This is a genomic window from Niastella soli (genome assembly GCF_017742245.1).
Classification (GTDB): domain Bacteria; phylum Bacteroidota; class Bacteroidia; order Chitinophagales; family Chitinophagaceae; genus Niastella; species Niastella soli.
Window position 1 is genome coordinate 84,394 of sequence record NZ_JAGHKO010000005.1, and the last position, 14,768, is coordinate 99,161.

At 45.5% G+C, this 14,768-nt stretch carries 12 protein-coding genes; 6 read left to right on the top strand and 6 right to left on the bottom strand.

All coding sequences use genetic code 11. From position 1 onward, the window contains the following. Positions 1-47: 47 nt before the first annotated feature. The 3 genes from J7I42_RS20830 to J7I42_RS20840 all read left to right on the top strand — a co-directional run bounded on the left by J7I42_RS20830 (position 48) and on the right by J7I42_RS20840 (position 3,253). The gene (locus J7I42_RS20830; protein ID WP_209140799.1) at positions 48-776 is read left to right on the top strand and encodes a DUF4197 domain-containing protein; all 729 of its coding nucleotides are present in this window, start codon (positions 48-50) and stop codon (positions 774-776) included. Between the two features lie 93 nt (positions 777-869). Beyond that, positions 870-2,075, top strand: a complete 1,206-nt coding sequence (locus J7I42_RS20835; RefSeq protein WP_209140800.1) for an MFS transporter — start codon at positions 870-872, stop codon at positions 2,073-2,075. Between the two features lie 230 nt (positions 2,076-2,305). Continuing rightward, a complete protein-coding gene (locus J7I42_RS20840) occupies positions 2,306-3,253 on the top strand; it encodes a class I SAM-dependent methyltransferase (RefSeq protein WP_209140801.1) in 948 nt (315 codons plus the stop codon). Between the two features lie 144 nt (positions 3,254-3,397). On the opposite strand, the gene J7I42_RS20845 is transcribed toward J7I42_RS20840, so the two are convergent. From J7I42_RS20845 to J7I42_RS20855, 3 genes are all read right to left on the bottom strand, one after another. Continuing rightward, complete coding sequence (locus J7I42_RS20845) at positions 3,398-4,216, bottom strand: CHRD domain-containing protein (RefSeq protein ID WP_209140802.1); 819 nt, start codon at positions 4,214-4,216, stop codon at positions 3,398-3,400. A 111-nt stretch (positions 4,217-4,327) separates the two neighbouring features. Continuing rightward, on the bottom strand, positions 4,328-5,857 hold the full coding sequence (locus tag J7I42_RS20850; protein ID WP_209140803.1) for a M28 family peptidase: 1,530 nt from the start codon (positions 5,855-5,857) through the stop codon (positions 4,328-4,330). 167 nt (positions 5,858-6,024) lie between these two features. Continuing rightward, positions 6,025-7,908, bottom strand: coding sequence for an ABC-F family ATP-binding cassette domain-containing protein (locus J7I42_RS20855; RefSeq protein WP_209140804.1), 1,884 nt, complete (start codon positions 7,906-7,908; stop codon positions 6,025-6,027). A 114-nt stretch (positions 7,909-8,022) separates the two neighbouring features. On the opposite strand from J7I42_RS20855, the gene J7I42_RS20860 reads away from it, so the two are divergent. Then, the gene (locus J7I42_RS20860) at positions 8,023-8,613 is read left to right on the top strand and encodes a methyltransferase family protein (RefSeq protein ID WP_209140805.1); all 591 of its coding nucleotides are present in this window, start codon (positions 8,023-8,025) and stop codon (positions 8,611-8,613) included. A 5-nt stretch (positions 8,614-8,618) separates the two neighbouring features. Here J7I42_RS20860 and J7I42_RS20865 read toward each other — a convergent pair whose 3' ends face one another. Genes J7I42_RS20865 through J7I42_RS20875 form a run of 3 tightly spaced genes read right to left on the bottom strand, consistent with a single transcriptional unit; the run spans position 8,619 to position 11,617 of the window. Continuing rightward, positions 8,619-9,161 (bottom strand): thioredoxin family protein, encoded by a 543-nt coding sequence (locus J7I42_RS20865; RefSeq protein ID WP_236065549.1) that lies wholly within the window; start codon positions 9,159-9,161, stop codon positions 8,619-8,621. Between the two features lie 23 nt (positions 9,162-9,184). After that, positions 9,185-10,933 carry an amidohydrolase family protein gene (locus J7I42_RS20870; protein ID WP_209140807.1) on the bottom strand — a complete coding sequence of 583 codons (1,749 nt, stop codon included), beginning with the start codon at positions 10,931-10,933 and terminating at the stop codon, positions 9,185-9,187. A gap of 36 nt (positions 10,934-10,969) precedes the next feature. Continuing rightward, the gene (locus J7I42_RS20875) at positions 10,970-11,617 is read right to left on the bottom strand and encodes a J domain-containing protein (RefSeq protein WP_209140808.1); all 648 of its coding nucleotides are present in this window, start codon (positions 11,615-11,617) and stop codon (positions 10,970-10,972) included. Between the two features lie 289 nt (positions 11,618-11,906). Between J7I42_RS20875 and J7I42_RS20880 the strand changes: the two genes are divergently transcribed. Both J7I42_RS20880 and J7I42_RS20885 read left to right on the top strand, forming a co-directional pair. Next, entirely contained in the window at positions 11,907-12,818 is a 912-nt protein-coding gene (locus J7I42_RS20880; protein ID WP_209140809.1) for a polysaccharide deacetylase family protein, read from the top strand. 335 nt (positions 12,819-13,153) lie between these two features. Then, the gene (locus tag J7I42_RS20885) at positions 13,154-14,650 is read left to right on the top strand and encodes a DUF6600 domain-containing protein (protein WP_209140810.1); all 1,497 of its coding nucleotides are present in this window, start codon (positions 13,154-13,156) and stop codon (positions 14,648-14,650) included. Positions 14,651-14,768: the final 118 nt, after the last annotated feature.

Below are 14,768 nucleotides of genomic sequence, written 5' to 3' on the forward strand. Positions count from 1 at the left end.
TACAATTTAACACGTTATTTTAGCTGAATTATTTAATGAATATCTCTATGAAAAGAATAGTACTCCCTCTGTTACTTCTTACGAGTGTAGCGTCCTTTGCACAAAGTAGTTTGTTGAAAAAAGCAAGTAGTGTGCTGAGTAAAGCTACTGGCAGCACCAGTGGCACCGGGTTGACCACCGATGAAATTGTGGCGGGTTTGAAAGACGCATTGAGCATTGGCGCAACAAACAGTGCCAGTAAATTATCGGCAGTGGATGGTTTTTTTGCCAATGCTGCTATTAAAGTATTGATGCCGCCCGAAGCGAAAAAAGTAGAAACGGCGTTACGTACTGCCGGTATGGGTAAACTGGTTGATAATGCTATTTTATCAATGAACCGTGCTGCTGAAGATGCCAGCAAATCAGCTGCGCCTATTTTTGTGAATGCTATTAAAAGCATGAGTATAAACGATGCATTAGGCATTTTAAAAGGAAGTGATACTTCTGCCACCAGTTACCTGCGTGGGAAAACTGTTGCAGCCCTTACCAGTGCTTTCCGCCCCGTTATTGATACCGCGCTGCAAAAAACAGCTGCTACCTCATACTGGAAAACAGTGTTTGATGCATACAATAAACTTCCAACTACCTTTACCAAGATCAACCCTGATTTAGCGGGTTATGTTACCGAGAAATCATTGGGTGGTATGTTTTTCCAGGTAGCTGAGGAAGAGAAAAAGATCCGTAAAGATCCTGCTGCCCGTGTTACAGATATTCTGAAAAAAGTGTTTGGCAGTTAAGTTTTTCCCCTGTCTGCTGTGAGATTTATTATAAATTGCATCCCGTCTCGGCTCAGCCGAGACGGGTGTTTTTTTTTATAATACTACAGTCACATGATAAGCAGAACACTTTCTCTGTATAAAAACGCATATAGCGGATTATCTCCTTCAACCTGGTGGCTGTCGTTTGTAATGTTAGTGAACCGCAGCGGCACCATGGTTTTGCCTTTCATGACAATTTATCTTACCAGTCCGGCCATGGGATACAGTATTGGTCAGGCAGGTTTTGTTATGGCGCTGTTTGGATTGGGTGCAGTGACCGGTGGCTTTTTGGGTGGCAAACTAACCGACCGCATTGGCTTTTACCCCGTGCAGCTGATCACATTGGGTGGTGGTGGCATTATGTTCATGGTGTTGGGCCAAATGAGATCATTTCCACTGATCTGTTTATTTACCTTTTTGTTGAGCCTGGTGAATGAGGCATTCCGCCCGGCCAACTCTACCGCTATTGTTGTTTACAGTAAAGACGATACCCGTACCCGTTCGTATGCACTGAACCGGTTGGCCATTAACCTGGGCTGGGCCGTTGGAAGCGCCATTGGTGGTTTGTTGGCTGCCATCAATTATGAATTGTTGTTTTGGGTTGATGGGGCTACCAACCTTACAGCGGTATTGCTGCTGTGGTATTTTCTGCGTCCTTCCAAACAGGTGCGCCCGGTTAAAAAAGAAGTGGTTGCTGATCCTTCACATTCTCCCTATCGCGATAAGATCTATCTTTTGTTCATTTTACTTACCATATTGTTTGCAGGCTGCTTTTTTCAGTTGTTCACTAACCTGAATGCCTATTACAAAATTGAACTGCATTTTAACGAACGTTTCATTGGCTTAATTGGCGCGCTCAACGGTATTATGATCGCTATTATTGAAATGGTGCTCATTTTTAAACTGGAAGGCCGCCGCTCGAACCTGTATTATATTTCAAGGGGTACCTTTCTGGTTGGCCTGGCCTATTTTATGCTGAACATCTTTCACATCAATCATGTGATGGCCTTGCTGATGATGGTGGTAATGACCATGGGGGAGATCCTGGTGCTGCCTTTTATGAATACTTTCTGGACTGCCCGCAGTGCCGATCACAACCGTGGGCAATACGCAGGTTTATATACCATTGCCTGGTCAATTGCACAAACTACCGGCCCCTTCCTGGGTTCACAAATTGCCGAACATGCGGGGTTCAATGCTTTGTGGTGGGCGTTGGGCGGAACCAGCTTTGCTACAGCTATTGGGTTCCTTTGGTTAAAGAAGTATATGAACGTTTAAAGCTCAGGGTTTTCAGTTTAAGGTCTTGCTTTCAGGATTCCAGGTTTCAGTTATTAGGTTCGTAGGTTATTAGGTTGTTGATTGTTGGGTTACTGAGTGAATCCTGAGCGCGTGTCCGCCTTTGGCGGATAGCGAAGGCCCCATTGCCCATTCCGGGTTCCGCGTTTCAAGTTATCGGTCTTCCCTTGTCAACTGGTTAACTTGTCAACTTATCAACTTACTTTTGCGGCATGCTCCCAGAGAAATTCGAAATGTTCCGTAACCGGCTCATCAAGGTGTACCGGCATTTAAGCAAGCAGGCAAAGCGTCAGGGTATTACCTGTTATCGCATATATGACCATGACCTGCCTGAATTTGCTTTATGTATAGAGCGCTATGGCGATAATTTGTACCTGGCTGAATACAAACGGAAATTTGAAATGGCCGAGGGTGAGCATGAAGCCTGGCTGGAAACCTGTATAGAGCTGATCTGTGACGTCTTGCAAATGCCGGTTGACAATGTATACATAAAAGAACGCCAGCGCAAACCGGGCCGCCTGGGGCAATACCAGCGGGTGAGCGAAGCAGGTGCCAATTTTATTGTTGAAGAAGCGGGGTTGAAATTCAGGGTCAACCTGAGTGATTACCTCGATACCGGTTTGTTTCTTGATCACCGCATTACCCGTGGTATGGTGCGTAATGAAGTCAATGAAAAAAGAGTGCTGAACCTGTTCTGTTATACCGGTTCTTTCTCTGTTTATGCAGCTGCCGGCGGCGCTGCCCAGGTTACTTCTGTTGACCTGTCAAAAACGTATTTGCAATGGGCCGAAGAGAATATGCGATTAAATGAGTTCTATGATGAGAAAAAACATCATTTTGTTCATGCCGATGTAAAGCAATACCTCGATTCACTGGCGCCAGCTTCATTCGATCTGGTGGTAATGGACCCGCCCACATTCAGTAATAGCAAACGCATGAAAGACTTTCTCGATATTCAGCGCGATCATGCGGAACTGTTGAATAAAACTTTACGGGCAGTGGCGCCTGGCGGTGTTATTTACTTCAGTACCAATTATCGAAAGTTTGAGCTGGACCAAAAACAGATCGAATCGTCTGAAATAAAAGATATCACCCGCGCCACCACACCGTTTGATTTTGAAGGTAAATTGTTCAGGTTCTGTTATAAGATTAAGAAGTGAGTTGTGAGTTGTCAGTTGTAAGTAGGTTCCCGATTTTCGGGACTTACTTTCGGCAATCTGCATTTTTGCGGACCCACTCGGCACTCGTCAACTGATCAACTTCCTACTCCTTACTTACTTCCCTTTATCAACCCTATCAACTAGCTACCTAATTTGCCCTCTTATTAATCCGGCTCCATGTTTGCGCGAATGCGCATTTACATACATGGACGCATTTTTTAATTGATCAAAAGATGCATCATCCAAGGGGTTGGAGATCTTCAGTACACCAAAATCAGTTACACTATTACAAAGAAAAATAAGCGGCGATCCATTGGTGCCAGTTGCTCCTGGGTGGATGTGTGATACCGTTAGGGTGTCGTTTGTTTCCAGGTTATTCACGGTTACTTTTGAATACAACACTTTGTCGCCAGTGAGCCGCAGAATGGCCAGGCCAGTCGCTGTGGTGGTAACCGGCGGTACTTCATTTCCGCCAGCCAACGGCACATCCATGGCAAATACCACTTCTTTATCCAGCTGAGCCCGGGCTAATCCACCCGGCACCTGGTTAGAATGCACATTGACATACACCGGTTTGTTCATTAACGTATCCACCTGGCCTTGCCGTAACCCGGTAACCACCCCGGTAGTGCCCGGGCCAACAAAGGTTGGGTTAAATGGGATGTAAACGGGACCCGAGGTACCCGCATCGCCCGTATGAATATGTGCATTGGTCAATGCATCGGTTGATGACAGGTTGTGAATATGAATGTTATATTTTAACGTGTTGTCAGAAAGCAGTTCAATGATGGCGTCGCCTTCTTCATTTCTGTTCGGTACGGCGGGTACTTCATTGATGGCTTTTAATGTCACGTTCCATTTCCTGACGGTTGTTGGACCTGTGTCGGAATCATGTGTACAGCTATGGGATAACATGGCAAACAATACAATGCCTGCAACCCCTGGAGGGAATAATTTTTTCATACGCATTGTTTTGACTGGATAAAGAATACGCAGGGGAGGTTTGGTGGGTTGCCTGTAAAACAGAATAGCCACGGTTGAAAACCGTGGCTATTCATATAAGGTGTTTATTAATTATTGTTCCGAAAGTGGAATATCCCTTTTCAGCATCTCATTGCGGTTGGCCATTTCCCATGCTGTATAAAATACCAATTGGGCTCTTTTGGCCATCAGGTTATAATTGATCTTATCGGGGGTATCGCTTGGACGATGGTAATCGTTGTGCGTTCCGTTGAAATAAAAAATAATGGGCACGCCTTTACGGGCGAAATTATAATGGTCGCTGCGATAGTAAATACGTTCGGGGTCTTTAGGTGCATTGTATTTGTAATCCAGTTCCAGTTTGGTATATTTTTTATTCATGGCCTCGCTGATAGGGCGGAGGTCGGAACTGAGTTTGTCGTCACCTACCACATACACATAATTGGTGCTGTCGCCTTCTTTACGTTTAGGATCAATACGGCCGATCATGTCAATATTCAGATCGACGGTGGTTTTTTCTAATGGGTACAAAGGGTGATCACTGTAAAATTCAGATCCCCACAATCCTTTTTCTTCACCCGAAACGGTCATGAAAACGATTGACCGGCGTGGACCTTTACCAGCAGCCTTGGCTTTTGCAAAAGCTTCGGCCAGTTCCAGTACGCTTACGGTACCTGAGCCATCGTCATCGGCGCCATAGTATATAACAGAATCGCCGCGTTTGCCGAGGTGATCATAGTGTGCCGTGATAAAAACAAACTCCTCTTTTTTATCGCTGCCTTCCAGAAAACCCACCACGTTACTGCTCGCTAATTCAATTCTGTCTTTTCTGAATTCGAGCATTACATTGGCCATATACGATTTGGGTTGCGCATTACCAGTTTTCAGTGCTTCCCTGGCTGCATCGAAATCGGCACCCATGATGGCTTTGGCAATTTCTTCGGAGATATAATAGGTATTGGGATCAATTGATTTTTGAAACCCATCGAGATAGGCCGGGCCTTTTACGCGGGATGTGTTACTGCGGCGGGTAAAATTAGTTTGTGCTATTAAAACAGCTGCTGCACCATTTTTTTGTGCAGCTTCCATGATCGCATAAGGGACCAACCCGTCGCGTTTTCCGACCCTGGTACCGCCGCCAGTGGATGAGGAAGGGGGCTGAATGATCAATACGATCTTGCCGGCTACGCCTTTAAAATCGTTGTGTGTGCTGTCAATGATGCCATTTCCAACAAACACTACTTCACTTCCGAATACGGTATTGGTATGCGCCATCATCATGCTGATCGTAAAATCATTGTACAGGGTAAACGGCTTGCCGTTCACTTCTATCGCTGCTTTGTTCAGTGAATCCTGGTAGATAGGAAAGCCTAATTGAAAATTGCCTTTATTGCCTGCTAGCAAGCCCAGGGCTTTAAACTGGCTTTCAATATACGCGGCGGCCTTGCGTTGTCCTTCTGTGGCTGTTTCACGGCCTTCCATTGCGGGGCCGGCTACTATATACAAATGTTTCTTAAGGTCATCAGGTGTAATGGTGTTGGCAAATGGCCTGGGATCGGCGATCTTTTGCGCCGAGGCGGCGGTAGCAGCCGCCAAAGCCATAACCAGGAGCGTTCGTCTCATAGTGTGTTTGTTGTTTTAATCAAAAATAACTGAGCAGTGTTGGATTCGAAAGAATACATGGTTGAATGGTAGGAAGAATCGGCAATCGGCAATGGTGATAAGTTTGTTAGTTCATTGGTTATTAGGTTTCGAACCCTGAACTAACAAACTAACAAACTCATAAACTATTAAGCATCAAATTCACTCAATTCCAACCAGCGTAATTCCTTCTCATCAAGCAAATTGGTAATTTCACTTATACGTACCGAAAGTTGCTGCAACTGATCGAACGGGAGGGAACCACTGTTCATTTGCTCTGTGATGGTTTGTTTTTCTTTTTCGAGGTTTGCTATATCTTGCTGTAATTGTTCGAATTCTCTTTTTTCCTTATACGACATCTTCTTTTTCTCTGCTTCTTTAACCGGCGCTGCTTTAACTTCCTGTTTCGCAGGTTTTGTCTCGGTTTTTTCTTCTTCTTCTTTATCCTTTAACCATAACCGGTATTGCGAATAGTTGCCTGGGAAATCACGAATAGCCCCTTCGCCTTCAAAAACAAACAGGTGGTCTACCAGCCGGTCCATAAAATAACGGTCGTGCGAAACAATGAGTAAACAACCGGGGTATTCACTGAGGAAATTTTCCAACACGCCCAATGTCGGCAGATCGAGGTCGTTAGTAGGCTCATCGAGGATCAAAAAGTTAGGATTGCGAAACAGGATCGACAATAAATGCAACCGTCTTTTTTCTCCACCACTGAGTTTGGAAATATAGGTGTATTGCTGTTCAGGTGGGAACAGGAATAATTGCAGGAATTGGGCCGCACTTAACGCACCGCCGCTGGCAAGTGGAAAGCTTTCTGCAATGTTTTTCACAAATTCAATTACCCGCATGTCTTCTTTAATCACCAGTCCCTGTTGTGAATAATTACCAAAGACCACGGTATCGCCAATATTTATTTTGCCGCTGTCGGCGGGTTCCAGGCCCTGCAGCATATTTAGGAAGGTTGATTTACCTGCACCGTTCTTGCCCACCACGCCAATGCGTTCCCCTTTTTTGAAGGTGTAATCAAAACCCTTCATTATTTGTTTGTCGCCAAAGCTCTTGTATACTTTTTTCAGCTCAATTACTTTACCACCCAGCCGGTTCATTTTCATGGATAACTGCAATTGCGCGTCTTCCAACCGCTGTTTGGCTTTGGCTTCTACTTTATAGAAATTGTCCTGACGGCTTTTACTTTTGGTGGTGCGTGCCTTGGGCTGTTTACGCATCCATTCCAGCTCCTTGCGGAAGGTATTTCGGGCTTTTTCTATGCTGGCGGCGTCACTTTCCTGACGGGCAGCTTTCTTTTCTATATAATTTTCATAATCGCCCTTGTAAACAAACAGCTGGCTGCCATCTATTTCCCAGATCTCGTTACTTACGGCATCCAAAAAGTAGCGATCGTGGGTAACCAGCAACAGGGTTACGTTTTGCTGATCGAGGTAATTTTCCAGCCATTCCACCATTTCAATATCCAGGTGGTTGGTGGGCTCATCCATGATCAGTAATACGTGTTTATGGTCAAATCCAATGTCTATGAGGGTTTTGGCCAGGGCCACACGTTTACGTTGTCCTCCTGAGAGCGTATTTACCGGTTGGTTCAGGTGATGGATATTCAGTTTGCCCAGGATCTGTTTTACTTTGGCATCAAAGTCCCAGGCGCCCAGTTCATCCATTTTTACAATGGCAGCGCTCAGTTTTTCGGGATCAGCTTCTTCGCTGATGGCCTCAAATTCCCTGATGGCATTCATAACCGGGTGATTATGATAGAAAATATTATCCAGGATGGAACCTTTCTCGTCAAAAACGGGGTCCTGTTCGAAAAGAGCTACGGTAACTTCTTTATTGATCCAGGCGGTGCCGCTATCGGCGGTTTCTTTGCCGGCGAGAATTCGTAAGAGGGTACTTTTACCACTGCCATTACGGGCTACCAGCGCAATTTTATCGCCTTCTTCCACATGAAATGAGATGTTCTCAAACAACGGTTTTACTCCAAACGATTTGCCGAGTGCTTCTACGGATACATAATGCATGGCGCAAAGATAAATAGTTCCAAGTTCACAGTTTAGAGTTCCAGGTCGAAATGTGAGTGGTGAGTGGATCCCGCCTTTCCCGAGCCTTCCATTTAATTCAGTACCTTAACAAATATGACGTTTCTGGTTAACCACATTATTCTCGTAGCGCTGTGGGCTCTTTTTGGTCTATTTCACAGCATACTGGCCGCCAATTGGTGGAAACGCCTGATGCAACAGCTACTAGTGGCTAATTATAAATATTATTCCTTTTCCTATTCAATATTTGCAGCAGTTACGCTTGTTGCCGTTTTAATGTACCAGGTTTTTCTGCATAGTCACCTCTTATACCAGGCTCCGGTATGGGTTAAATTATTTCTTTGTCTGCCTTTGCTGGTGGGAATATTTATAATGGGTGCATTGATCAAGAAATATTTTTTTTCTCTCAGCGGCATCAGTGTCTTTTATAAAATGCAACCGCCCCCCGAACTGGTGCTAAGCGGGTTGAACAGGTATGTTCGCCACCCCTTGTATTTCGGTACATTGTTGTTTCTCTGGTCGCTTTTTTTTATTTACCCTTATGTAAAAAATTTATTGGCCTGTGTGATCATAACACTGTATACGGTATGGGGAGCCAGGCTGGAAGAAAAAAAGCTGGTTGCTCAGTTTGGAGAAAAATATACAGCGTACAAAAAAAGAGTACCGATGTTATTACCCCGCCTCTAAGCGACCTATTCAACTACCCGCCACTTGATGTTACAACCAATACTGGGTTTTTGATCGGCTGGAACAGGTTTCCCCTGGATCAAATGATCCAGTGCATTACGGATATCGGCGGCCGAATTTGGTTTGTCGTTACCGGGTCGGGAATCATCGAGCTGGCCGCGATATGCCAGCAATAGGTTGCTGTCATATACAAAGAAGTCGGGCGTACAGGCGGCTTCGTAGGCTTTGGCTACTTCCTGTGACGCGTCATATAAATAGGGGAATGGATAGTTTTGTTGCGAGGCTACCAGTTTCATTTGTTCCGGACCGTCTTCGGGGTAACCAGCCACATCATTGGAGCTGATGGCAATAAAACTGATGCCTTTACTTTTATAATCATTCCCCAGTTTTACCAACGCTGCGTTTACGTGTTTCACAAAAGGGCAATGGTTACAAATGAACATGATCACAGTGGCGGTGGCGCCTTTGGCTGCCTCCAGAGATACCTCTTTCCCGCTTACTGTATCAGGTAATATAAAGCCGGGTGCTTTACTACCTAGTGGTGTCATAACAGAAGGTGTGCGTGCCATATTTATTCTATGAAGTGTACTGTTTCAATTTTACCGTTTTCTATTTTATAAACAGCTATGCCTTCCAATGGTTTACCGGTGGCGCTGGTTATTCTTTCCTGGTCAACAACGATGTTGCCTTTTACCATACGGTTTATGATCTGGCAATGCAGCTCGGGTGTTTTGTTGAAATATTTAATATATTCTTCCCGCAACTCCTGTTTTCCTTTCATCAATACTTTGCCCTGCATGTTGTAAATCGTTACACTATCGCTATACGGCGCCAGGAAAGCCTCAATATTACGAAGGTTATACCCATTTATCTGTTGTTGCACCAGCATTTCAGGCGTGGGGTGTATTAAATGTTCTGGTTGAATGATCGCTCCCCGGTGAAAAATGGTGCGAATACTGGCTGGCGCAGGCAGACTGCGGGTTGGATCACTATCCAGTAACAACAAGTCGGCCAGCTTGCCTTTTTCAATACTGCCCAGGTCTTTGTCCTTTCCAAAACCTTTTGCCGCATTGATGGTAGCAGAACGAATGATCTCCCAATTACTGAGCCCCGCATTTTGCATGGCCAGCAATTCATTTTGAAAAGAGGCGGCATGTTGGGTGCCAATGTTACCGGCATCTGTTCCTGATACTACCAATACACCCGCCTGTTGCGCCAATTTCAGGTTGTTGGCCATTATGGTATCTTCTTTGGCAGGAATATGAAACCGGTTTCGCATATTGTGAAAATCAAAAGGCGCTTTATTACCCAAATGTTGCAGGTCCATCAACGTGCCCAACATAAATGGATTGGAGTAGGTGAGGTCATGAGCCGAAAAATTGAATTGCTGAGTGAATGTGCGGTGGTATCCCTCGGCAACAACCAGGGTAGGGATGTACACGATATTCCTGCTTTTCATCAACTGCAGGAGCTCGTTGTCGAGTGGTTTGTCATCAACACTGTGCACCAGAATGTCGGCGCCGGCCTGGACCGCCAGTTTAGCGGTTTGAAACTGGGTGGCGTGCACGGCTACTTTTAACCCGTTGGCATGACTTTCTTCAATAGCAGCTTTTACAATTGGATAGGTAGTTTCAGGTTTTTGGTCGCGCAAAACGATGTACCAGATCTTTATAAAATCCGGTTTGTAGGGCAGCTGTTTTTTCACCAGGTCACGGGCTTCCTGTTCACTGTTCACTTTTACAATGGGCGGGTCATTTTTATCGAGGTTGGGTGGGAGATAGGTAGAAACCAGCGGGCCGGTCACAAAGGCATTGGGAGCCAAAATAGCTGAATCTAACTGGCTGCGGATAGCGTAGTTGCTAAAGGGACCACCCACATCAATAACCGTAGTAATGCCACAGGCAAGGTAACGGACCATTAGGTCGGCACGGTTGTCTTTTACCCATTGCTGGTCTTTTTCATAAGGGTATGCATGGTTCAAATTCACGGCGTCGGGCCGGGTATATAATCCACCACTTTGAAAGAAGTGAATATGCGCATCGGTCATGCCGGGCATCAGGTATTGACCGGTTGCATCAATGATCGTGGCAGCCTCGGGTGATTTTATCTTTTTGGCCGGGCCTACAGTCTTAATACGCCCGTTTTCAATAACCACTGTTTGATCGGCCTCTACTTTTTGCGTAATAACGTTTACCAGGTTTACATGGGTAATGTAGGTTGGAAGAGAAAGCCGGATGAAGGCCGTATTGCTTGTGTCGTTTTGGGCACGTAGGAAGGAATAGCTATAAAGTAAAATGCATAGCAACAGGTATTTTCTCATGCCGGTAATGTTTGACTAAAGATAAAACAGAAGCGGCTATAAACGATATATAAGCCAGCAAATAAGTGCGGTTATAACCAACATCAATACCCACTTATATTTATCCCATATATGACGTTGTTTTTTATGTGTCAGCGCCTCCTGAATGGTGGAGCGGGCGGTGACATCGTCATCAGCCAGTTTTAATAACAAGGTTGCGATGGGCAGAAAGAATTTCTTGGGTAATGGTTGGGCCGCAATTAATACACTTTGAATAATATCGCGGTTGGTAGCCGGATCTTTTTGTTCCTGCAACATTCCAATGGCATTGTCGGTTAACAACTCGCGAATGTGAAGACTTACTGCATCAAACCTGAGATGGAAGAGATTCATAGAAGCTACATACTGTTGCAACAGGCGGCATTCCTGTAAAATGTGGGCGGGGGTGAGGGGTACCCTGGCAAATGGTTTTCCGGTACTGCGAACATACCAGCGCTGGTAATGATAGGCTTCCCGCTTTTTGGGGTCGCTTAATGTTGCGTAGGCTTCCTGTATTTCGCGGAATTGGGCCGCTGCCAATTGACTGCCCTCGTTTTTGTCGGGATGGAATTGCTGGGCCAGTCGTCTAAACGATCGTTTTATCTCCTGTAAGGAGGCAGTGGTGGGTAACTCCAGTATCTTATAATAATCTTTTACCTGATTCATAAAAGGCAATGGGCAATAGAATGCAAGGTAATGCAATGAGTTAATTAAATAGGGATCCCGAAACAAAGAACCCTGAACTGTGAACGCTGAACTCGTTATTGTTCCGTTAATGGTATTTTCAGAATTCCAATATAGGGTAACTTGTATGGCTACATAGTAAAAACTGCAAAGCTTAAAAGGTCTACTCTACATGTGCATAAAAAGTGACAGGTGTATCGTACATTCTACAACAAATAAGGGGTTTTGCCCGTTTAAGCAATGCCTATTTTACGTAAGTTTGCGACATTCTATGAAGACACATACATTTCGCTCTAAGCCAGAATTGATAGCTATCCTGACACTTGCTTTGTTTTGCTTTATGGCAGCCAATTGTCATGAAAGTCCTTCCAAAGTTGCCAATGCAATTGGCACACCTACACCTGAACTTCCAACACCTGGTGCCGGTAATTCAGCAAAAGCTGAGCCCATGCCATCTATTGATGGAATGAAAGTAGCTGACCCTAAAACCATTTTGGGTCGCCCGGAAGTACCTGTGTTATGTTATCACCAGGTGCGCGACTGGAAGCCTACTGATTCCAAAACAGCCCAGGCATATATTATTCCCCCAGCTGTATTGGCTGATCAGTTAAAAATGCTGCACGACAGCGGTTATCACACCATTCTTCCCGATCAGTATTATGCATACCTCAACGAAGGAGCCAAATTGCCGTCAAAACCGGTGATGCTTACTTTCGATGATACCGACCTGGACCAATACACCGTGGCCAAACCTCTTATGGATAAATATGGTTACAAAGGCGTATTCTTTGTAATGACGGTTTCCATTGGCCGCCCCAGGTATATGAGCAAAGAACAGATCAAAGATCTTTCTGATAATGGCCATGTGATCGGTTCACACACCTGGGACCATCATAATGTAAAGAAATACCAGGGCAAGGATTGGGAAATTCAGGTTGAGAAACCTACCAAACAACTGGAAGCTATTACCGGTAAGAAGATCCAGTACTTTGCTTATCCTTTTGGTTTGTGGAATCATGAAGGCATACCAGAGTTGAAGAAAAGAGGTATGATCGCCGCCTTCCAGTTATATGCAAAACGCGATGAAACGGACCCATTATATTCTATTCGCCGTATCATTGTGCCTGCTATGAAGCCTGCAGCTTTGTATAAGGCCATGCACGAAGGCTTCGGTTATAATTAATCGCCGGTCAACCTACAAACATATTCAATCGTCCCGTCTCGGCTTAGCCGAGACGGGACGATTTTTATTTAAAGCCCCTCCCCAAACATCCTGACCAGTCTGGGAGAGAGTTATCACGCTTCGCCATAGGCGAGGCGATCTTTATATGGGAACCCGTTCAAATAGTTGCATAGACGTTTCGTTAAAACGTAGTTTTATCGCTTCCTTCACATAAAGTATTATTAAAAGGTGTAAGCCCCTAAACGCATGGCATTGTATTCGTTCTAACTGAATAAGAAGGAATTGAACACCTTGTTTAGTTCCCTTTCTAATCGTGTATTCTAAAACTCACCTAAATGAAACGAATTGCAATAATCAGCACACCTGTAATACTATTGTTATTACTGATTGGCGGCGCTTCCAATAAAGCCGCTGCCCAGGTATCGGTGCAGGTTTCGTACCAGACGTTTTACGACGAACTGGAGCCATATGGAAACTGGATTGACTATCCTGAATACGGATATGTTTGGCGTCCTGATATGGGGCCCGATTTCAGACCATACAGCACCAACGGTCACTGGGTCTGGAATGATGACTATGAATGGATGTGGGTGTCGGACTACGACTGGGGCTGGGCGCCTTTTCACTACGGCCGTTGGTTTTACGATGATTATTATGGCTGGCTCTGGATGCCAGGTTACGACTGGTCACCGGCCTGGGTTTGCTGGCGCAGTGGGGGTGACTATTACGGCTGGGCGCCGCTGGGGCCTCAGTTCAGCATAGGAGTAAACCTTTCTTTTGGTCATTATTCGCCTCCCTCGAATTACTGGTGTTTTGTTGACCGGCAATACATTGCTTCACCGCGGGTGTATGACCATTGTTATGGTGTACAACGCAATGTTACCATCATTAATAATACCACTGTCATAAATAACTATCGCCGCGAAAGAAATGTATTTGTAACGGGTCCTGGCAGGCGGGAGGTAGAGCGGTATACCCGCGAATCAATTCGTTCTGTGGGCATCAGGGATGCGGGCCGGCCTGGCAGATCCAGTTTTCACAATAATGAAGTGGCCATTTACCGTCCACGCGTAGATCGGGATAACAATCGGTATGCGCCTGAAAGGGTTCAACGATTTAGCCGTGATCAGCGTAATGACATGGCCGGTAATAATCGCCGGGGGAACATCATGGGTGGTTTTGAAGAACGCCGCCAACAACAGGAACGTATGATGCGCACCGGAAATGATGATGCCAATAACCGCCGTCAGTTTGAAGAAAGAAGACAGGAGCGGATGCGCGACAGAAACAATGATGGAAACAACCGGTCGATATTTGAAGACAGGCGCCAACAGCAGGAGCAGATGATGCGGCAAAGGAACAACGATGACAATAACCGTCGCCAGGTTGAAGAACGTCAACAGCAGGAGCAGATGATGCGACAAAGAAATAACGATGCCAATAATCGTCGTCAGTTTGAAGAACGCCAACAGCAGGAACAGATGCGGCAAAGGAACGAGGCGGCGGAAAATAATCGCCGGGGACAAATGGAACGGATGATGCAGCAACGGAATGCGGAGGCAGAGAACAACCGCCGGCAACAACAGGAACAAATGCGCCAGCGTAATACTGAGGCCGAAAATAACCGACGTCAATTTGAAGAACGCCGGCAACAACCTTCCTTTGAGCGGCGGGGCCAAGATCAGGGTAGCCAGCCACAGCGGGGCGGTTTTGGTGGTTTTCGCGGGCAGCCGCAACAACCTCAGGTTCAACAGCAGAACGGTGGTGGAAATCCGCCAGCTGGAGGAGGAGACCGTGGCCAGGGACATGGAGGCTGGCGCCGGAATGGATAGAAATAAAAAGATTTTTCAGTGTCAAAAAAGGGCCCAAAGGGCTCTTTTTGCTTTATAATCAACTATTATGTAATTATAAGGTGCAACGTAAGTAACTGGTTATTTGTCATAAAGGCCA

Bases quoted from the DNA above. Each gene is read 5' to 3' on its own strand.
- J7I42_RS20875 (WP_209140808.1), bottom strand. From the start codon at position 11,617: ATGAATCAGGTAAAAGATTATTATAAGATACTGGAGTTACCCACCACT.
- J7I42_RS20830 (WP_209140799.1), top strand. From the start codon at position 48: ATGAAAAGAATAGTACTCCCTCTGTTACTTCTTACGAGTGTAGCGTCC.
- J7I42_RS20840 (WP_209140801.1), top strand. From the start codon at position 2,306: ATGCTCCCAGAGAAATTCGAAATGTTCCGTAACCGGCTCATCAAGGTG.
- J7I42_RS20850 (WP_209140803.1), bottom strand. From the start codon at position 5,857: ATGAGACGAACGCTCCTGGTTATGGCTTTGGCGGCTGCTACCGCCGCC.
- J7I42_RS20860 (WP_209140805.1), top strand. From the start codon at position 8,023: ATGACGTTTCTGGTTAACCACATTATTCTCGTAGCGCTGTGGGCTCTT.
- J7I42_RS20835 (WP_209140800.1), top strand. From the start codon at position 870: ATGATAAGCAGAACACTTTCTCTGTATAAAAACGCATATAGCGGATTA.
- J7I42_RS20845 (WP_209140802.1), bottom strand. From the start codon at position 4,216: ATGAAAAAATTATTCCCTCCAGGGGTTGCAGGCATTGTATTGTTTGCC.
- J7I42_RS20885 (WP_209140810.1), top strand. From the start codon at position 13,154: ATGAAACGAATTGCAATAATCAGCACACCTGTAATACTATTGTTATTA.
- J7I42_RS20865 (WP_236065549.1), bottom strand. From the start codon at position 9,161: ATGACACCACTAGGTAGTAAAGCACCCGGCTTTATATTACCTGATACA.
- J7I42_RS20855 (WP_209140804.1), bottom strand. From the start codon at position 7,908: ATGCATTATGTATCCGTAGAAGCACTCGGCAAATCGTTTGGAGTAAAA.
- J7I42_RS20870 (WP_209140807.1), bottom strand. From the start codon at position 10,933: ATGAGAAAATACCTGTTGCTATGCATTTTACTTTATAGCTATTCCTTC.
- J7I42_RS20880 (WP_209140809.1), top strand. From the start codon at position 11,907: ATGAAGACACATACATTTCGCTCTAAGCCAGAATTGATAGCTATCCTG.